Here is a 20300-nt window from a genome sequence, read left to right as displayed (position 1 = left end):
TATCACTCCAATACGTAAAATAGAATCGATTTCTAAAAAAGCGGAAAACAAGAGAGGAGCAAACGATTTCTCGCCTGCTGACCTCCCTTGTTCGCCATAAACTAGCTTTAATTACTCATTTCTATGCGGTGCGCGTTAAACCCTCATGAGCGAATTCAATCAGCTCTAGCGCAATATCATTGCCGGTACCATTGAAGGTAGGCGCAGTATATTTAACAGGCCAAGCTTCGATAACCTGCCAAGTAGCCACGTCTTCGCCTTCTTCGTCAAGCGCGATAATCGTAATCGTTTTGCGCTCAATCGTTCCTTCAGCGCATTCTTGAAGCCAATCATACAGCTCCATCGATTCAGTCGTGCCCCATTTCAGTGAAATGTTGCCGTACTTGATTAAGCCTGGAAGCTTGCGAGGTGTAATAACCTCGTTGCCCTCGCGGTATTCGACCACATCAAAGGTTGCCTCAAAACCGGAAACCTCGCTAAATCCTGCTTGCTCAAGACCTTCTACTTCTACACGAAATCTAAAATTGCGATATGGATCAATACGATCTCCTGGCATGTGGATCCCCTTCCGTTATTCGATATGGAAGCTAATGACTATTCCGAACCTGTTTTTTGCGTGATGCGGAATACGACGAATTCAGCTGGTTTCACCGGCGCTACGCCGATTACACAAATCAATCGTCCATTGTCGATGTCATCCTGTGTCATCGTTGAACGTCCAATTTCAATATAAAATGCTTCAGACGGGCTTGTACCGGACAATGCTCCGTCACGCCATACACGAGTTAAGAATGCGTCAATCGTGCGCTGAACCCGGGCCCATAGCTGCTCGGTATTGGGTTCAAATACAACCCAGCTTGATCCATTCATAATTGAACCTTCGATGAAAATGAATAAGCGGCGTACGTTGATATATTTCCAAAGTGTATTGGATGAGCATGTACGAGCACCCCATACGCGAATGCCTTGACCTGTAAAAGCACGAATCAAGTTGACGCCTGCTGGGTTAAGAATATCCTGCTCGCCATTGTTATATTGAACGTCGAGGCCTACTACGCCGCGAAGCGTTTCGTTGGCAGGTGCCTTTTGAACGCCGCGTGTTGTATCAGAACGAGCATATACCCCAGCGATTGTACCAGACGGCGGGATGAAAATATTGCGTTTGTCGAGCGGATCAAACACTTGCAGCCATGGATTATACAGTGCGCAATAGCTTGAATCGAACAAATCACGATGAGCAAGCACATCCTGTACCTTCGTTACTTCGCGAGGAAGATCAAGAATCGCAAAGCGGCTTCCCAAGCTTTCACAATGAGCAACCAGCGACAGCTGTACATTAGGATCGGTTACACCTGGAATCGCCATGATGCTGACAACATCGTTGTCGATAAACGACTGGATACCAGTTCTTCTGCCTGGACCAAAGTCTTCGCCGATAAAATCAGCAGCCGACAAGCTTGCAGCAGAACCATCACTGCCGCCCGCAAGCAAAATTTCAAATACGGCAAGCTCAGAACCAGCAATTTGCTCCAGCGGAGCAACGCTCTCTTCCGATGCCTTTAGTACTTGTACGCTTACGATATTCGAGCGGGATACCAGCTTCTCCACATAGTTTGGAGCCTCTGGATTGAGCGATGCTTTCTCGTAGGTTTCCGACTCTGTCCCATAAAGCACATTAATCGTAAACTCCGAGGAGCTCAGTACTTTAGTAGGAACTAGAGCCGTATCCACGACATCGCCGCTAAGTGCTTCTGCAAGCTCAATCACTTGATCATGAACAGAGATGATGCGGTTGTATTGCTTGTCTGTACCATTTGTAAAAACGACCACATCCCCAGCATAAAAGCCAGCAGCGTTTTTCACGCGGTAACGATTGCCTTCGCTTGCTTCAAAGATCGGTGTTTTTGCTTTGCTTGCAGGTACAACAACAGCACGAATTTGATTGCCCCAAGCGCCTGGATTTTTGGCGGTAATGGAGAGAACCGCATCCTTCTGAGCTTCGTTAGAGGCTGTTTTGGCATCTGACGGTGCTACCCGAGTAATGAAGCAGCGGGAGCCTCCGTTTGTGAAAAACTGATTGACCGCATGCGCAAGAAAACGGTATGAGCCAAAAGCATTTTCAGATAAATAGGAACCATATACACGCCCAAAATCAGCTGGACTTGTAATAAGCTGCGGTAAACCCTCGACTGGTCCGCGAGCAGCAAGCCCAATAAAGCCCGCTGTGCTCGTACTAACACCTTCCAGTGGTTTGGCGCCGCTCTCAAATTCCTCCACATAGACGCCTGGCGATAAATACTCAGCCATGTGTGATCTCCTCTCTGAATCTATTTATGTATTAGGTAATGGCAGGCATATTTCTCCCGCGTCAACCCCAAGACCAATTGGAATGCGTCAGAATAGTTAATCCTACTGAAGGACTAAAGTCTGCGCTGATACTACTTCACCCGCTTGCGCCGTCAACTCGGTCGCAGCGCTGCCATGCTCGTTATTTGCAAACACTTTAATAGAAAAGCTGTTCGGCAGTATACCGCGGAATGGAAGAATAACAATACCGTTGTTTGCACTGCTCGTTTGAACAGCAGGCAATAATAACGCGCCTCTTCGATAGTTTTCCTTCAATGGCTGCTCGAATCGCAGACCATTACCGGGCAAAATCTCGGCTACACGCACAAGCTCCTCATTGCCTAGGCCGCGAAGCAGCAAGCTCTCGCCTGCAACCGTCTGGCCCTGCAACTGACCCACTGCTGCTGTATCCGCACCAGCAAGCAGCGAATCTTGCATAATTCTACCTCGTGCTGCGGCATCCTCGCATATGTAAGCCCAAACCTCAGCATCAGCACAAGGTCTGCTAGCAGCATCACATAACTCAAAGGTGACAGCTGTCGAATTTGCAGGATAAGCATATTTGGGACCAGGCAAAAGCGGTACTGTAATCATTGGGTATAATTTTGAAATAGAAGCGGTTTCAATCTTTTTCCTGTAGGGTATAAATACAGCTGAGGTAACGGAGAGCACATAGCTGCCAGAGGGAAGGTCAAGAAACAGAAAGGTCCCGTCAGGCTTCCGAATGGGTTTCTTATGAATGCCCTCAAGTGAAACGGATAACGCTGAAGGTGCAAGCAGCCTTCTTGTCCATACGTCAACTGGCGATACAACAAGCGAGCAGCGAGTTACCCTCGTTGAACGATGGTGTGACATATTAGCCACCGTCCTTTTCCTCAAGCACAATATGACGCTCGACAACTCGCGAAACCGGCTTTACACGATTCGAATCGAGCATGACTGGGCCTACGCGATAGACGACAGAAAGCTTGTACGGCGTATCACCGAACTGCCAAAGCTTCAGTAAATCTTCGCCTTCCATGCTCACTAGATTTATCCTTATCGCACCGTTTCCTTCAGCAAGCGTGCCTTCAAGATAAGTACCGCTGAGTACGGCGTTATCATAAAAGACCTGCATAGCACGACCTAATATCCGATGCTCGTCCAATGCACGCGTTAATCGATTCGCACTCGAATGCGCTGTCATCAAAAAGTAAAAATCAAGCGCCTGCGGCGGGTACTGAAGCACGCCTCCACGATCCACCATGCCCGTCCGACGAGATTCGCCATTTTCCTTAACGTTGAACAAAAACAAGGAAAGAGCTAGATCGCCTGCATCCCGGGGCGAAGCCATTCCGATCAACTCGGGACGCGGCACTGGGTCAGGCGTAAGATGATCACGTAGCAAGCGCAGCATGCTGGCTTCCAAATCCGCAATAACCGTATATCCACCCATCAGCCTATCACTCCCAAAAAAATCAAAATGGTATTCGATTTCTATTATAGCTTCTCTACTACCAATTGACTACGCAAAATTACTCAATTTATGTCAATTTTCCTGACTCCGCGAACCAAATTCAGTAAAATTACTACATTTTACAACAAATTATTGAGAAAAACTTGCTAGTTATACGGTTCGAACGATTCTTTCACGACAATTTTCCCCATCTTATGGAGCTCTTGGCGTGTCGCACGGACCATATGTCTCATGCCTATTGTAGCTTGCTCCGAGGCAGCCATAAACGCGGCAGACAGGACAATATTTTTAATATGACCACCTGATGCATCGATGCGCGCTGCTAGAAATGACAGATCAAGGTCAGGATCAAGCGGCGCATCCTTAGGCAGCAGCGAGCGGAAAATTTGCTCCCGATGGGCTGCATCCGGGAATGGAAAGTTAACGATCACCTGCATTCTTCGCAAAAAGGCTTCGTCCATATTTTGCAGCAAATTGGTTGCTAGAATCGAGATACCCTCGAAACTTTCAATACGCTGCAGAAGATAGGATGCCTCCATATTAGCGAATCTATCATTTGAATCTTTTACTTCCGTTCGTTTGCCGAACAAGGAGTCTCCTTCGTCAAAAAACAGGACAGCGCCGCTGCTTTCCGCTTCAGCGAACAGCTCTCTCAAGTTTTTTTCCGTTTCCCCGATATATTTGCTCACAACGCGCGACAGATCAATACGGTAAAGCTCTAGACCCATCTCTCCCGCAACGACCTCGGCTGCCATCGTTTTGCCCGTGCCAGGAGGCCCAGCAAACAACATGCTTAAGCCTCGCCCATAAGGCAGCTTATGACCAAAGCCCCATCGATTAAACACCGTTTCGCTATGCTTATGCCTGCTGCACGCATCCTTAAGAAGCTCCAGCGGCTCCTCTGGCAATATCAGATCATCCCATCGCCGAACTAGCCGTTGCTTCTCCGCAAGCTCGGACAAACGATGCTGAACCTGTGTTCGCGAGGCATGGGCGTAATCATCAAGTGTAGGGAACTCGTGCTTGTTATGGTAAGCTAGGCGATCTGCTTGTTTGCTCATTCCCTCGATCTGCCCAGCTGTAAAAGCATACTTATCGGCTAAATGACTAAGCAGACTACGAGCAGCTCTTTCATCGCTGCAGCGCTGCCAAAGCTGCAATCGCACTTCTGCGTTAGGAACATGCACAGTATGGCTCGTTAATGCAGAAAACGCTGGAAGCGGCAGCTGTGAGGCGCGTCTTTCTACACGCGTCAGCCATAACACGACAGGGAGCCTTGCTAATTCTATATAGTTAGCAAGCGCCTTGCGAACCCGTTCCTGCTGATGAGGCCAGCCCTCCGATGCGCTTCTTTCTCCCTCCCCCTCATCGAAGCATAAGACAGCTACAGATAAGAGCGATTCACGTACAATATTGTTCAACTGTTCCGCCATCGCATCTTCATCCTTAGCAAGCTTGTCTAGCTTGACAAGCAGCAGCGGCTGCTCCAAAGACTGAGCCAGATGTCTGGCATGCAGCTTTTTGCCGGCGCCCGAAGGTCCGCTCAACTGAATAAACGGTATTTCATACTGCTCATTCTCATCATCTTGAGTGAATGATTTGTCTCCCTTGAAGGATCGTTCCCTTTGCACAATTTGCAGCAGCATGTCTTGAAGCTCGCAATTGAACGCCAGCTCTGGAGCTGACCTCGCCCCATCGTATAAGGTACAAACGTCTTCAATTCTGGAATCCAGCTTTTCAGTATCCAGCAGAAACGAGATAATACGAGCGTCCATGCGCAGCGGCTGCTTCAGCATACTTCTCTCAGCGGGTACTGCCACTCTGCCTGATCTCAGCACAAATCTGCCAAGGGTCGAATAACCTGCAAGCAGCGAACGAGCATGATAAAACTCTTCTTTCGAATCCCCTAACAATCGCAGCGCAAGCTCCGCAGTAGGCACCCGCAGCGTAACGTCGTCATTCAAATAGCCAAACCAGCTTTCATAACGTGAATCGAGCTCAGCTGCAAGGCATAACATAACGCAGCGTTTTTCCCATGCCGAAAGACGAAGAGTCCATGACAAATAAGCGAACGGGAGCCTTGCTCCCTCGCTTACGCTGTCATGGATCTGATGTGAAAATTGTCGTTCCGCTTCTAAGCGAAATTGTCTAAACGAAGCGAGTGCATCTTCTTCCTGTAAAGACTCGTTTCCTAGAAACGAACGTTCTATATCGATAGCGTTAACGACGAGGCCGCGCATTGACATTGGCGTTTGACCATCGATTTCCTTGCTCTCAAAATCTGCAAGAAGAACTCGCAGCCCTTGTTCGAGCAAAGCGAGCTCGTCACGTAAATAATCGAATCCTGTTTCATAAAATCGCATGATGGTTCACCCTTATATGAATGCATTACGCTTATCGGCGCATGAGGCAAAGTACCGCAATATCGTCGGATTGTGGAGCTCCGTCCGCGAACATGAACACGTCCATCAGCAGCGCATCGATGATTTCAGCGCTAGAATAACCGGACGTTTGAGATAAGAAATTTTGTAAACGACTAGTGGAATACTGCTCTTGCCGTTCGTTCTCGGCCTCGGTAATACCATCGGTGTAGAGGACAAAACGATCACCATGCTCAAGCTCGATGGTCTGATTCCGATAAGTGAATTCCGGGAAAGAACCAAGCGGGATGCCTTTGGGGAGCTTAATCGGCAGAACGGAACCGTCCGCTTTGACAATGTAAGGAGTACAATGTCCGCCATCGCTAAGCACAACCTCGCCAGTCGAAATGTTCAGCACGCCGCATATGATCGTTGCGAATAGCTGCGCATTGTCCGTACAAAGCTCATCGTTGACCATTTCCAGCAGCTCACCTGGCGACAGCTTCGCATTCATTTTCCCTTTAATTAACGAAAGCGTCATCGCCATGAACAGCGCAGCCGGTATTCCTTTATCCGACACGTCACCCAATGTGAAAAACAGATGCTCCTCGTCTATTTTGAAAAAGTTGTAGAAGTCGCCTCCTACCTCTTTCGCTGACTTCAACAGTGCACAAACGTCAAAAGGTTCGTTTGCGGAAGGCATTGTCGTAGGAAGAAAGCTGAGCTGAATGCTGCCGGCAATTTGCAGTTCATTCTCAAGGCGATCCTTGAGTGCTGTTGCCATTTGCAGCTCCCCCACCGACTCCTCAAGCGCTTCATAGAGTCTAGCATTATCCAGTGCCAATGCCAGCGGCCTTGCGAACTGAGTAAGCGTCTCATGATCTGCCCTACTAAATCGAGCTCCGCCGATCTTAGCGGTTGCTTCCAGAACACCCACCTTGCGGCCTCTCGCCATCATCGGCACGCTTACCTTGTCACCGACACTATGGGACATGGTTTTTGTAAGCTCATTATCTTGCGAATCCCAGTCATCGACCAGACCAACAGCTGCCTCTTCTGCGAATATAAGCTGCTTCGCTGCTGCATTTACCGAATTTATTAGCTCCGGCTTATGCAGCGAGGAATGAACCTGCGTGCTTAAATCAAACAGCATTTCCGCACGCCTCAGCTTTGCGGTAAGACGACGATTGCAAACGAATAAATATGCCGCAGCGCCAAGGCCCGCAGCTCCGAATATTAAATAGAGTACTGACAAGACCGTTACCGCCTCTCTAGCTTCAGCTGAACCATCATTAAGCCCCTGCTCCCAGTTTGACTAGCGCTTCTTCCCGTGTCTTCGCCATATCCAATATCGTTGTAAAACCCGACATTTCAAATACATCATAGACTTGCTCGCCGAGACATGCGCAAACCATCTGTCCTTTAGAGGCTCTAAGCTTTTTAGCCGCCACCAGTATAACGCGCAGTCCCGCACTGCTTATGTATTGCAGATTCGTAAAATCAAAAATAAATTGCTGCTTGCCTTCTGCAAATAGCTTCAAGAAGGCTTGCTCTGCTATCGTCGCGTTATTTCCATCCAATCTTCCCTCTAGTGGAATAATCGTAATGCCATTTAACTCCGTTGCTTGAATGTTCATTTGTCTGCTTCCTCCCGCTTATCGCCATTGCTATTAAGTACGAATTGCTTGCGCATGCGGAAGCGATTCAAACCGCCCGCATATTCATAATGAATGTCATCCATTAACCTTTTCACAAAAAAAATACCCAAGCCGCCAATCGGACGATCCTCCAGCTCGAGCTCTAATAGTGCTCTAGGATCAGCCTCCTGCAGCGGATTAAAGGGAACGCCCCCGTCTTCTATTTTCACTTCAACGCTGGTTGGAGAAGCTTGAATAATGACGTCAATATGATGCTCTCCCCCAGATGGGAAGCCGTAGTTTACAATGTTGATGACAAGCTCCTCGCATGCTAGAGACAAGTCGAGAACTGCGCGTTCAGACCAGCCCGCCTCGGCACCAATTTGTTCAAGCCCTTCATTCAGACGCTGGAGCTCCTCCAGCCGATTGTACAGCTTAATTTCACGATCGATGGGAAATTGCCAATCGTTCGACATTTACTACCCCCCAAATTGAATCTGACCTATCCGAGCAGAAACTAAGCAAGATATGAATCTAGTAGTTCTACGAATATTGTTGGAATCCTGCTATTTTTGTCGAATAGTTTGAAGTACATCTTCAGCAAAAGTTTTAACGTTCAACAAGCCCCTGCTCAAAGGCGTAAATCGTCAACTGTACGCGATTAGCGAGATGAAGCTTTTGCAAAATATTTTTCAGATGGTTTTTTACCGTATGCTCCGACAAGCACAGCTCGCCTGCAATCTCACGATTGGAAGCGCCTGTAGCCACCCGCTCAAGCACTTCTTTCTCCCGATCGGTAAGCGGAGTCGTAATAATAGACGCATTTTTATCCAGCGTTTGAGGTTTATTCACAAGATGCTTGGTCTCCTGCGGCTTCATTTTTGAAAATTCCTGCAGCATGCGAAAGGCAAGCTCTTTCGACATCGGTGCTTCATCTAAAGATATCGCTCGCAAATATTCCATCCATGAGGACGGGGCAAGATTTTTGAGCAAATAACCTTGCGCTCCTCGCTTTATCGCCTCGAATAAATTAGTAATGTCATCGGAGACCGTAACCATGACAATTTTTAATGAGGGCATGAGCAGCTTCAGCCGCTGCGTCGCTTCGAGTCCGCCAATGCCAGGCATATTAATGTCCATAAGCACCAAATCGGGCTGTAATTCTTCGATTGCAGCGATTGCCTCCTCGCCGCTTGCCGCTTCCCCTATTACTTCAAATGAGTTATCGCTTAATACTATATCGCGTATGCCTTCCCGGCCGTGGGGATGGTCATCTACTAAAAAAACGCGTACCTTAGCCGTTTTATCTGTCATTTGGCATCACTCCTTCCGATGATTTCGACTTCTGTACCCTGCGGTTTCGTCTGCTGTACCGTCATCGTCCAGCCCATCGCAGCTGCTCGCTCCTGCATCATTTTGACCCCATACTTGCCTTTGCCGTGAAGCTTCTCCTTCTCAGCCCCTATACCATCATCGAGAATGGAGCAGCGGAAAGTATTTGGCGTCTTATCGGAGCTTCCGACTCCTTCACCTTGAATGACAATTTGTTTTGCTTTCGCATGCTTCTGTACGTTCATAAGAGCCTCACGCATAATGGCCAGTAATTCGACCTTCTGCTTATAGGACAACAAGCCGTCCTGTACATGCCATTCCACTGTTGTTTGAATGCCGGAGGTCTGTTCCATTTCAACGGTTAGATGGTGGATGCTTTGCATCCATGACATATCGGCTGGTAAAGGCGCATCGTGCAAATTGGCAATAGATTGCCTGACGTCATCATATACATGCCTCACGGTTTTTCTAATCTGATCCGTCGTTTGCTGCGCATCTGAAGCGGACTCCGCCCGCTCCAGCTTGTCCAACTTAACCGATAGCATAAACAACGATTGTGAAATGCCATCATGAAGCTCGCGAGCGAGCTGCTCACGTTCCTCAAGAGCCGCCTTGACAATACGCTCGCGCTGCAGCGTCTCTTGCGTTTGCTCCAGTTTAGCGAATAACGCACGGAGCAGCGTCAGCGTAATAATAAAAACAAAAACAGGCGCGAGCAAATTGCCGAGATCCATCGAAATGAACGGGAGCAGCAGTGCGTGGCGCAAATATTCCCATAGCCCGATAGCGACCGTCGGAATCCATAAAATTAGCCATTTCAGCCATTTATATGACATCTGCTCAGCTCCCTTTCTCCCCATTAGTCATTCCGAAACGGAATCAACTGCTTCGTTACTGCGCCGGTCTGATCCGTAATGATCAGTTCTGCTTCCCATGCCCCGCGCATAGGCAGCTCGAACTTATCGGACTCATAATCCGTTTCTAAAAATCCAGGGAAAGCTAAATAATTTTCCCCGCTGGCACCGCGCACTGGAACATTGATATCCGCTTTCTTCGGATTATCCGGCGTACGAAGCAGAAATTGTACAGATGCCGGCGAACCAAGCGTCTTAGGCAGCCAAATTTTTAGTTTCACGTCATTTGGACCAGGCCCATTTGGCGTTATGATTACCGTGTAATGGAGCGTTTCACCCATTTTATGATAGGATAACGGCTCTGTATCGGGAACCGGACTTACGTAAGTGAAGATGCTTGCAAGAATCAGCACCAAAGCCATCAAAAATCCATCCAGCTTCAGCAGCTTGCCGCTCGGCAGCTTCTGCTGTTTGGCGCGCCGATGCAGCAGAAATCCAACGCAAGCAACAATCAGTACCAATCCTGATTTGGCAAGCAGCATGAACCCCCAGCTTGTATAAAACAAATAGCGCCAGCTTGGCAGAAGAAGTGCCGTCATGCCAATTCCACTAATCGTTAGCAGCACGATTGTCAGCCATGCGACCTTCGTAAATCGCTCAGCGAATCTCCCTGCCTCCTTGCGATCTGTCCGCCACAATAACAATAGCAGCATTAATCCGCCAGCCCACAAAGCAGAGCAGACGATATGTATGAAGTCGAACACAATAGCAAACGTATTGCTTGGAAGTGCATTAACATGCCCGTTAAAGCTTTCAACCGCAATAAGCAGCAGAGCCCAAATCATTTTGAATGAATCATGCAATCGCATAACCGTAAATCCAAGCAGCGAAAGTACGATCAGTGCAAGCCATGATTGGCCGGTGGACGTCTCCGTCAGCAAGCGGACCCATTCATTCGAATTACCGCCGTCATATCCCTTCATTAATTGACTCGCATGAACAAATACGAACAGTAAAACCGCAAGCAGCAATCCTCTAAGCGAATAGATGCTCCATTTTTGCACGAGCTTGCTCAGACCGGATTCCGCATCCTTTGGCAGCGTTATGGACCAAAGCATTAATCCAGCAGCGAACATAAATGCAGCATAATAAATCGCTCTAACCGTATAAAATAAAGCTTGCGAAACGGTAATTCCATCTTCTGATTGTGTCCCGTCCGAATGATCATGGCCAACCTGCTTATGAGGATCAAAATTTGTTTCTTCCATTCCCGAATACAGCTGTGCAAAAGCCTGCGGCGGCGATACCCACAAAGAAGCAGCAGCGGCGATCAGAAGAAACAATAGTACCATTGCCATATATTTCGCCCATCTGCCGGACGCCATTTGTTTTAGTTGGAGCAAATATTTTTCCATTGATGTCACATCCCTTTATGTCATACTGTTTCAGTGTACTCGACCGCTCTAAAAAGAACAATTGCAGTTCGGTCAAGCAAATACGTATAGCAACCTACTTTTAAGCCTATTCTACTATTAAAACCATGAATCTAAGGACGTGAACCCTAATGATGGACAAGGACTATCATCTCGCTGAATTAAACAACCAAAGCGATGCGCTCGATGCCATTCGCAAGCTGGAGCAGCAATTGACTAAAACTTATGGCTCAGAAGTCGCATTAATTGCTTATGCCGCAGACGCAGATAATGAAAAAGATAAAGCCTAAACAGCATATTAAGGCGTAATCAATGGCATGGCTCCTGTGCAATTCACAGAGGCTATGTCTTTTTTTTTTATAAAATGCCCCTCATTTTACGAGCGAAGAATAGCGGCCAGTATTCATCCGCGATTGCCGGGCAGCCTCTATCGGATTCCCAAACGTACACCCAGCCTGAAACAAGCTTATCCTTTGCGTCAGCAACCCATACCCTTTCATAATCATTTTGCTCCTCGTGACCATAAAATTGCTCGAGCGCATCCATGGATGCAAGTCCTTCTCTATCGACGACTATCCATTGACCGCTTATAATACTATTGCACTCTTTAGCAATAGCATCTCGAACGGCGGCTGGATAATCTCCGCAATCCACCAGTCTCCCTGCGATTTTGCCAGGTCGAATCGATTGCACATAGGATGAAACAAAATGATGATTGCTCTGACCAGGCAATAACGAACCGTAAATAAAAACAGGTATTTGCAGCATCTCTTCTCGAGCACCTTCCATCATGAAATAATAGATTGAAAATCCGTCTTCCTTCGAGGTGATTGTTCCAAGTGATGATGAATCAGCCCTATGGTGTATATGGATATCGGTTTCAAGACTCGCCGCAGCTCCCCATCTATCAGTTATTTGCAACCGGCTATCAAGAGGTAACAGAGACTGACTACTACTGGGACGGGATGAAACGAATCGACGGCCCGCTCTACTTATTTCAATATACCGTCTCCGGCTTCGGTCAATTCAGACTCGGAGATGAAACACATGATCTCTATGCAGGCAATGCTTTCCTTGTAGAAATACCCGGAGATCATCACTATTGCTTGCCGCAGTCGAGCGACCACTGGACTTTTTATTTTGTGCTATTTCGCCAGCAGCATATGCAAGCGCTGTGGTCTGAGCTGCTGCATGCCGTCGGCGCCACACCAACATTTGAGCCTGCAAGCGCTGTCGTTCGCAGCCTTCAACATTTATATGCAGAGGCTCGCAGCAATCGTATTCAGAACAGCTACCAAGCATCATCTCTTATTTATCGTCTTATGATGGAACTGCTCCAATCAAGCACGCTGCAGCAGCAGGAGAAAATGAATTGGCCGCAGCAAATTAAGCAGGCAACTGCTTATATGGAAGCTGAATTTCATCGTTTGCAAAGCTTAGATGATGTCGCAGCTGCAGCTGGATTGTCTAAATATTATTTTACGCGAATGTTCACGAAGACGACAGGCATGTCACCAATGGACTTTGTAACGAAGCTCCGAATCGAGAAGGCTGTTCAGCTGCTTAGGAGCAGCAGCCTCACAGTCGAAGAAATCGCTCATACGGTTGGTTACTCGAGCGGCAGCTACTTTAGTAAAGTATTTCGAAGCCGCGTCGGCTTTCCTCCTGCTGATTTCCGCTTAGCCAAGGAGCTTCCTTCAATCGATCGTTTACAGTTCAATTGAAGAGCAATATTTTACATATCAACGCAATAAATTACGCTAGTCATCGACTAACGTTTCGTTTTACGATTATCGTATAGAGCAATATTACGATAAGAGAGGACGAAATCAAATGTATACAACTTCCAAACATCATCAATATGCCGCAACTCCGCCTATGGGCTGGAACAGCTGGGACTGCTATGGCGCAAGTGTGAGAGAAGACGAGGTTCGCGGAAATGCAGCATATATGGCCGAACATCTGCGAGATTATGGCTGGGAATATGTCATTGTTGATATTCAGTGGTATGAGCCAGGAGCAAATTCATCCCAATATCGTCCTTTCGTTCCGCTTGAGATGGATGAGTATTCCCGCTTGCAGCCCGCAGTTAACCGATTTCCATCCGCTGCGAACGGTCAAGGCTTCAAACCTCTAGCAGATTATGTTCATTCACTCGGGCTAAAATTCGGTATCCATATGATGAGGGGCATTCCTCGTCAAGCCGTTCATGCAGACACCAGCCTGCTTGGAACAAACATAACCGCTCGCCAGATTGCACATCCGAATTCGATCTGCCCGTGGAACACAGACATGTATGGCGTTGATGCTTCCAAAGACGGCGCACAGCAATATTACAATTCGTTATTTGATTTATACGCATCATGGGGAGTCGATTTCGTTAAAGTGGATGATATTGCCGCTTCCAGAATTTACGGCATTCATTTGGATGAAATCAAGCTTATTCATCACGCAATAGAACAATGCGGCAGGCCGATGGTGCTTAGCCTATCGCCTGGTCCTGCTCCGCTCGAGGATGCGGGTCCGCTTGCAGAGCATGCGAATATGTGGCGAATGACAGATGATTACTGGGATTTGTGGCACCTGCTTTATGAGATGTTTGAGCGCTGCGAGAAGTGGGCGCCGCATGCTCGGGATGGAGCATGGCCGGATTGTGATATGCTGCCGCTGGGGCATTTGGGCATTCGTTCTGTAGATGGCGGAGGCAGCGATCGCTGGACAAGATTTACACGGGACGAGCAGGTAACGATGATGTCGCTATGGGCTATTTTCCGATCGCCGCTTATGTTTGGCGGTGAAATGCGGGACAACGACGAATGGACGCTGTCATTGCTCACAAATGAGGAAGTATTATCCCTTCATCGGAATGGACGCGATGCACGCCAGCTTTATCGAGAACAGGACCGTATTGCATGGACAGCACAGGGCGATGATGCATTGTACGTTGCTTTGTTTAATGCCAGTGATCAAGAGGATACGGTTGCCGTGACGCTTGCGCAGCTTGGTTTAGCCAATGCTCCGCTCGTACGAAATCTTTGGACACGCGAGAATCTCGGCAGCTTGAACGAGCTGTCATTCTCTCTGCCTCCACACGGATCGTTATTGCTCAAATTAACATAGCTTTTTGGACCATGCACGGCCGCCAATTGTTTTTTCTAACAGGAATTTCTCCTGTTAAACTCACTCAAACGATACTTCTACCATGTTTGAAATGGAAAAACTCCTGTTAATTTCTGCAAAAGACCACTGATAAGTCATTTGCATCAAAATAAGCTGGAGTTTTTCCTGTTATTTGTGTTGCAAGGCGTTTATTCGCTAATATAACGGGAAGTTTTCCTGTTACCTAGCTTAATAAGAGTGGATTCGAAGCTGAATTCCTATCATTTTGTAACCAATCGCACATCAAGCTTTCCCTAGTTTTGGCTTATAACGTTCCAATATGTTACAGTTAGAATTCAAGTGCTAGCGTATCTGCTTCATATCCTTTGGCAATTATACGCTGCAGCTTGAAAAAATCTCATTCCTGAATACATAGGAGGTCGTTTAGTTATGGCAAGCCAAACAGGAGCCATCGTACAGCAATCCTTAAACGCACTAATGGGAGACCCTGCTTTTTTACCAAATTTACAAGCTCAAGCACGTGAGCAAGCTTTCTTATCACTTGCTGCTATTCTTTCCACGCCAAATAAAGTTCATAAAGCTTTTTTGCGCATTACGGTAGATAACGGCAATGTCGTTCGAATTCCGGCCTATCGCATACAGCATAACGATACACTCGGGCCTTATAAAGGCGGAATTCGGTTTCACGAATCCGTAAGCGAAGATGAAGTAACAAATCTAGCTGCGCTAATGACGCTCAAAAACGCGCTTCACGAGGTGCCTTTCGGCGGAGGTAAAGGTGGAGTCGTTATTAATCCACGCTCCTATTCCGCTAGAGAGCTTTATCTCATTTGCAAAAAATATGTGCAATATTTCAGTGACGTGCTCGGACCTGACAAAGATATTCCGGCACCCGATATGGGAACCGGCGAGCGTGAGATGGACTGGATGATGGCCGAATACAAAAGCATTCATCCCGGTCATCCTTACCTCGGCAGCTTCACCGGCAAAAGCGTCATTAACGGCGGATCTTTAGGCCGCAGAGAAGCAACCGGAAAAGGCGTTTATTTCACTTTCCGTTACATGCTTTATGATTTTCTTAAAGAGCAAAGCAGCTGGCTCGCCGGCAGCACAAACCCGTTTGTGCAAACCGCGTTAGCGCATGCGGACAAGCCGCTATCGATCGCCGTTCAAGGCTTCGGCAACGTTGGTTCAGTCGCTGCAATGGAAGCATATAAATGCTCTTATTTAAACAATAAAGTAGTAGCTGTAAGCGATCGCAACGTCACGTTGTACAATCCGGACGGTCTCTCTATCCCTTCATTGCTTGAATACGCATCGCTTCACCAAGGTGATTTGCCTTCGGACGAAGCTGCACTGTCTGAGCTTGATATGAAAGCCCAAATTCTTGGCCGCGAAGAGGTCCTTTATTTAGATGTAGATGTGCTTATTCTTGCCGCACTTGAGGAACAAGTTCGCAAAGACAATGTCGATCAAGTAAAAGCTCGCATCATTGTAGAAGGTGCGAATGCCCCTGTCACAGGTGAGGCTGATGAGGTGCTGACTGCAAAGGGCACCATCATTATTCCCGACATTCTTGCAAACGCCGGCGGTGTTATCGTCTCCTATTTCGAATGGCTGCAAGGAAGAGAAACACAATTTTTCACCGAGGAACAGGTGTATAAGATGTTGTATGAGAAAATGCAAACAACGTTAAACGGCATCCTGCCCGCTTTCTTCGGCGATCCTTTCCCGCTCCGTCAAAATTGTTATAATCATGCGGTTATGAAGCTGTCAACCGTGCTGTATCGTCAAGGCAAGCTTTATTAACATGCCTTCCTGACTAGGTATCTGCATGCTCCTTTAAGAGCTTCTTAGTCATAAATGTGACTTTACAGATTCAAATAAAGGGCAATTCCTCAACCAGCTTTGGCTGCCGAGGAATTGCCCTTTTTATAATGAAGAAAACTACTGCTGAACATAACGATTAATGACTTCAACAAGCAAATCATTGAGCAGCTTAACCTCATATTCGCCTACTGCCGGCTCTAGGTGATCACTGCCGATACCGCTGTCATCGGTTAAAAACAAATAGGTGCCGCCCGTCGCTGTTGCCATGAAACGCATCAAATATTCCGTCTCTGCACTCACTCCGCTAGAAGCTACAGGTATAATTCTAACCCCTTGCTCAGCCGCATCCTCTGTAAGTTGCTTTATCTCGTCGATAACCTGTGGTTCATCATGAGGCGGTGCGTCTAGAACGAGAAACAGCAGACGCGCTCTAGCATCATTGCTCCACTCATGCTCATGAAGCGCATCGCGCAGCGCCTGATCAACAGCCTCGGGATAATCTCCGCCCCCATCCGCCTTTTGCTTGCTAAATTGATCTATCACTTTATTTATGTCCGTAGTGAATGGATACGGCTTGACGATATAATCATCATGCTTATCTTTGTAAAAGTTTGCGCTGATACGAATGCCAAGCTGATTTGCATGCTCATCGGACACTCGCTTCACAACATCCTTAAGCTCCGCTTCCAAATAATTCAGCTCATCCTCCATGGAACCTGTCGTATCCACAACAAACATAATGTCTACCTGATCTGACAGCGCTGTACCTTTACTTAAATCAACTTTAATGCTGCCTTGCTGTGGGATGTCCATCTCCTGCGTCGTCTTGCTTTCTTGACCCGATTGCACTTTAACGGTATAACGGCCTAAGTTCGTCGTATCACTTTCAAATAGACCTGCGTACACATAGGCTCTGCCCTCCGTGTTTGTACGTGCCTTCCATATCGCCTTCTTGCCTGCGTACAGTTCTACCCGTGCATCAGACACTGCTTTGCCTCCAGCTGTGACGATAACCTCAAGGCGGTTAAAATTCCAGAACTGCCATACCCGCTTGCTGCTATCCCCTTCTTGCGAGTTGAGTAAATTGCCAAAGCGATCCCAAGCAGCTATATCATCCCATTCGCCAGCAGTTAGTTGCCCGGCCTGCTCTATTTTATCTGGATTTGAATACCCGCGTTTGCCCCCCTCTTTTTGTCTTAGAGGCTCCACACTAATGGATTTTCGATCCTCACCACTTGTAGTTTCTTCTCCTTTGCTCGGAGCGCCGCTCTCCGAATTGCTTCTGTATTCCATGTCTCGGTTACCACTGTTCGAGGCATCATTCTTAGAGGAAGAGCACGCGCTTAATACAAGAAACAGGGAAAGCAACACAACGGTAATCGAGAAGATCCAACTTTTTCTTTGTCTAATTGCCTTGTTGAGAGAATGACCCGCTTTCATTCTTTCAGCCCCTTTTTATTTATATTTACGTTTCCTAATCTGACGATTATTGGAAGTGTAATGTTGCATTAATAAGCCAGTAACATTACAATCGTTAACAGACATGCTGCGAGTCCCATGATCGACTGCATGAAGCAATTATTCAGGAGGACTTCACCTTGGAAACATTCGAATTAATCGCATTTGAAATGACTTATCAGCAAAAGACGATTCAGCTTTCCTTTACTTCCGCTGAGCTCGTTCGAGTTACGGAGTATGGGGATCGATTATGGTACGTAGATATAAATGGCGTTGGCGATCGTGAGCTATTAGCATGGTTTGGCAGAAATGAGGATATCGGAATTGAGCTTACTGCTGTCGCCAGCAGTGGGCAAACCTTCCGAGGCAAAGGCTATTTTCATCCGAATGAGCCTCATCAAGCTGCTGCTGTTCGGGGCGATGGCGAGCTGCTTGAAACATAATTCACACAAAAAAAGAAGCTAAGATAAGTCATGTTCATGACTTGCCTTAGCTTCTTTTGATTTATTATTATTTGCCGTGAGCAATTTCAGGCGTTGTAAGGCGATCATAAAACTCTACGCCTTTATCTTTGTCCGCAGAATCACGAAGCGCCATAGCGGAACGTGGATGCTCATCCAAAATACCTGTAATCATGTAAGGAATGATGTAACCCCATTCTTCCTTCTCGCGAAGCGGAACCATGTACTTCTCGATCATATCAAGGACAGGACGGATGTTGTATTTCGTGTTTTGAAGCTCAGATACCAATAGCTCCGTGTTGCAGTTGCCCGCTGCGCGGCCCATGCCATAAACAGATGCATCAAGCAGCTCAACGCCATGTTCTGCTGCTAGCAGCGTGTTAGCGAATGCAAGCTGCAAATTGTTGTGTGCGTGAACGCCTAGACGTTTGTTAGGCAAATGCTGACGGAACTTGTCAACGAGGTAGCTCATATCGCTTGGTTTCAAGCTGCCGTAGGAGTCAACGACGTAAACAACATCAACAACACTCTCATTGATAAGCTGGAAAGCTTCAATAAGCTGGTTCTCCATTACGTTAGAGAGAGCCATAATGTTAATTGTCGTTTCGTATCCGCGATCATGGAATACTTTAACCAGTTCAAGTGCTTTGTCTACATCTTGGATGTAGCAAGCAACGCGAATCAGATCAAGCAAGCTCTCGCTGCGCGGCAAAATGTCGTTCTCGTCAACACGACCGATATCAACAAGTGCGGAAAGCTTCGTATTTCCTTTGTTAGGGATAACTTTTTTCAAGAAATCATCATTTAGAAAACGCCAAGGTCCTGCACTTTCAGCACCCTTAAGCAGTTTCGGAGAGTTTTTGTAGCCGATTTCCATATAATCGACGCCGGCTTCGTTCAAGCTTTGGTACAAATGCTGAACGAACTCGACACTAAAATCCCAATTATTTACGAGTCCGCCATCACGGATCGTGCAGTCAACAATTTTACAGTGGCTTGTTTTTGATTGCATGCTTTGTTACTCCTTTGATGTGAACATGAGTTCATTTTATCTCATCATACTTGAAAAGAATGAGGAACGCAAAATAATTTTGTCGTTTTATGGTTAATTTAGAAGCAGTTTTGTCTACTCTGCAAACACCTTCTAGGTCAGCGATAGGACATCTACTTTGACTATTATGACCAATGTTCAGACAAAAAAGCCGTCTCAACGATTTAACGTAGAAACCGGCTTCTTTGGCTGCTTTTACAAAAAATTATTTAACAAGCGTATGAGGCTCTTGTCCATAATGACCCGATCGCTTCATTTTCGTTTGGATATATTTTTCATTATAAGTAGAGGAATTTCCCCATAATGGCACTCTTCCCGCCACGTTCATGCCCGATTTGCGCAGAGCATCCACTTTCCGCGGATTGTTGGTAATAATCGATACCGGGTGCTTCCTCAGCAGCTTCAGTACAGCAATGGCATCACTATAATCACGCGAATCATCTGCGAAACCAAGCTCTGTATTCGCATCAACCGTATCGAGCCCATCCTCTTGAAGCAAGTAGGCAATCGCTTTACTGAACAAACCGATTCCACGGCCCTCGTGATTGGCTAAATAAAAGAGCGCCCCCGTGCCATGCTCTATAATGATCCGCATCGATTGCTTTAACTGAAAGCCGCAATCACATCTTGCGCTTCCGAAGATATCGCCTGTATGACAGATGCTGTGCATCCGAATGAGCGCGTCTTCATTATTTTCAAAATCGCCATATACGAGAACGCTTGATTGCTGCAGGTCCGCATAAGAGAATCGATTTAAATCATCAACGAGCTGCTCGGGAGACAGCTCCTCGCCTGCTTCTTTGCGGAGCCAGCTATACCAATGAAAAATCTTAGTTTCTCCGTCAAGGTCGACGGGAAGCTTCACAGGACCGATCACATAAATGTCATCATTTCCGCTTTGCATACGTTTTAGTTTATTTTTAATAAGTGCTGCTATATTAGGTTTAATCATGCTAGTTCAC

General features: G+C 46.9%; 20 protein-coding genes. 5 read left to right on the top strand and 15 right to left on the bottom strand.

Translation table 11 applies throughout. The features are described from left to right. Positions 1–121 precede the first annotated feature (121 nt). From AC0VYE_RS08270 to AC0VYE_RS08220, 11 genes are all read right to left on the bottom strand, one after another. The gene (locus AC0VYE_RS08270; RefSeq protein ID WP_076267913.1) at positions 122–556 is read right to left on the bottom strand and encodes a phage tail protein; all 435 of its coding nucleotides are present in this window, start codon (positions 554–556) and stop codon (positions 122–124) included. A 38-nt stretch (positions 557–594) separates the two neighbouring features. Beyond that, complete coding sequence (locus tag AC0VYE_RS08265; RefSeq protein WP_475447204.1) at positions 595–2307, bottom strand: phage tail sheath family protein; 1713 nt, start codon at positions 2305–2307, stop codon at positions 595–597. Positions 2308–2409: 102 nt separating this feature from the next. Beyond that, the gene (locus AC0VYE_RS08260) at positions 2410–3210 is read right to left on the bottom strand and encodes a peptidase associated/transthyretin-like domain-containing protein (protein ID WP_475447202.1); all 801 of its coding nucleotides are present in this window, start codon (positions 3208–3210) and stop codon (positions 2410–2412) included. Next, on the bottom strand, positions 3203–3781 hold the full coding sequence (locus tag AC0VYE_RS08255) for a Pvc16 family protein (RefSeq protein WP_076267916.1): 579 nt from the start codon (positions 3779–3781) through the stop codon (positions 3203–3205). Before AC0VYE_RS08255 ends, AC0VYE_RS08260 begins: the two co-directional genes overlap by 8 nt. A gap of 167 nt (positions 3782–3948) precedes the next feature. Beyond that, positions 3949–6165 (bottom strand): AAA family ATPase, encoded by a 2217-nt coding sequence (locus AC0VYE_RS08250; protein ID WP_475447200.1) that lies wholly within the window; start codon positions 6163–6165, stop codon positions 3949–3951. A gap of 31 nt (positions 6166–6196) precedes the next feature. Beyond that, entirely contained in the window at positions 6197–7417 is a 1221-nt protein-coding gene (locus tag AC0VYE_RS08245; RefSeq protein WP_475447198.1) for a PP2C family protein-serine/threonine phosphatase, read from the bottom strand. Between the two features lie 37 nt (positions 7418–7454). After that, on the bottom strand, positions 7455–7799 hold the full coding sequence (locus tag AC0VYE_RS08240) for an STAS domain-containing protein (protein ID WP_076267919.1): 345 nt from the start codon (positions 7797–7799) through the stop codon (positions 7455–7457). Then, positions 7796–8275, bottom strand: a complete 480-nt coding sequence (locus tag AC0VYE_RS08235; RefSeq protein ID WP_475447196.1) for an ATP-binding protein — start codon at positions 8273–8275, stop codon at positions 7796–7798. Before AC0VYE_RS08235 ends, AC0VYE_RS08240 begins: the two co-directional genes overlap by 4 nt. A 133-nt stretch (positions 8276–8408) precedes the next feature. Continuing rightward, the gene (locus AC0VYE_RS08230; RefSeq protein ID WP_076267921.1) at positions 8409–9113 is read right to left on the bottom strand and encodes a response regulator; all 705 of its coding nucleotides are present in this window, start codon (positions 9111–9113) and stop codon (positions 8409–8411) included. Further along, positions 9110–9967: a sensor histidine kinase gene (locus tag AC0VYE_RS08225; protein ID WP_475447194.1), complete on the bottom strand. Its 858-nt coding sequence runs from the start codon at positions 9965–9967 to the stop codon at positions 9110–9112. Before AC0VYE_RS08225 ends, AC0VYE_RS08230 begins: the two co-directional genes overlap by 4 nt. 23 nt (positions 9968–9990) lie before the next feature. Further along, the gene (locus AC0VYE_RS08220) at positions 9991–11400 is read right to left on the bottom strand and encodes a copper resistance D family protein (RefSeq protein WP_475447192.1); all 1410 of its coding nucleotides are present in this window, start codon (positions 11398–11400) and stop codon (positions 9991–9993) included. A 149-nt stretch (positions 11401–11549) separates the two neighbouring features. Between AC0VYE_RS08220 and AC0VYE_RS08215 the strand changes: the two genes are divergently transcribed. Next, positions 11550–11708: a hypothetical protein gene (locus tag AC0VYE_RS08215; RefSeq protein WP_339207657.1), complete on the top strand. Its 159-nt coding sequence runs from the start codon at positions 11550–11552 to the stop codon at positions 11706–11708. A 67-nt stretch (positions 11709–11775) separates the two neighbouring features. On the opposite strand, the gene AC0VYE_RS08210 is transcribed toward AC0VYE_RS08215, so the two are convergent. Continuing rightward, a complete protein-coding gene (locus AC0VYE_RS08210; protein ID WP_076268067.1) occupies positions 11776–12186 on the bottom strand; it encodes a gamma-glutamylcyclotransferase family protein in 411 nt (136 codons plus the stop codon). A gap of 74 nt (positions 12187–12260) precedes the next feature. Between AC0VYE_RS08210 and AC0VYE_RS08205 the strand changes: the two genes are divergently transcribed. The 3 genes from AC0VYE_RS08205 (at position 12261) to AC0VYE_RS08195 (ending at position 16347) form a co-directional block, all read left to right on the top strand. Continuing rightward, positions 12261–13142, top strand: a complete 882-nt coding sequence (locus tag AC0VYE_RS08205) for a helix-turn-helix domain-containing protein (protein WP_475449484.1) — start codon at positions 12261–12263, stop codon at positions 13140–13142. Between the two features lie 109 nt (positions 13143–13251). Continuing rightward, positions 13252–14538, top strand: a complete 1287-nt coding sequence (locus AC0VYE_RS08200) for a glycoside hydrolase family 27 protein (protein ID WP_475447189.1) — start codon at positions 13252–13254, stop codon at positions 14536–14538. 429 nt (positions 14539–14967) lie between these two features. Then, a complete protein-coding gene (locus AC0VYE_RS08195; protein WP_076267925.1) occupies positions 14968–16347 on the top strand; it encodes a Glu/Leu/Phe/Val family dehydrogenase in 1380 nt (459 codons plus the stop codon). A 138-nt stretch (positions 16348–16485) separates the two neighbouring features. Here the strand turns inward: AC0VYE_RS08195 and AC0VYE_RS08190 are convergent, their stop codons facing one another. Then, positions 16486–17661: a vWA domain-containing protein gene (locus tag AC0VYE_RS08190; RefSeq protein ID WP_475447187.1), complete on the bottom strand. Its 1176-nt coding sequence runs from the start codon at positions 17659–17661 to the stop codon at positions 16486–16488. Positions 17662–17966: 305 nt separating this feature from the next. Between AC0VYE_RS08190 and AC0VYE_RS08185 the strand changes: the two genes are divergently transcribed. After that, positions 17967–18269, top strand: a complete 303-nt coding sequence (locus AC0VYE_RS08185) for a hypothetical protein (protein ID WP_441879080.1) — start codon at positions 17967–17969, stop codon at positions 18267–18269. Between the two features lie 67 nt (positions 18270–18336). On the opposite strand, the gene AC0VYE_RS08180 is transcribed toward AC0VYE_RS08185, so the two are convergent. Together AC0VYE_RS08180 and AC0VYE_RS08175 are read right to left on the bottom strand one after the other, a co-directional pair. Next, entirely contained in the window at positions 18337–19299 is a 963-nt protein-coding gene (locus AC0VYE_RS08180; RefSeq protein ID WP_441879082.1) for an aldolase catalytic domain-containing protein, read from the bottom strand. Positions 19300–19543: 244 nt separating this feature from the next. After that, on the bottom strand, positions 19544–20290 hold the full coding sequence (locus AC0VYE_RS08175; protein ID WP_475447185.1) for a GTP cyclohydrolase II: 747 nt from the start codon (positions 20288–20290) through the stop codon (positions 19544–19546). Between the last annotated feature and the right edge of the window lie 10 nt (positions 20291–20300).

The sequence above is a fragment of the Pristimantibacillus sp. Z349TD_6 genome (assembly GCF_056173205.1).
The sequence above is the reverse complement of the archived record's forward strand: the minus strand, read 5'-3'. Positions and strand labels throughout refer to the sequence as shown.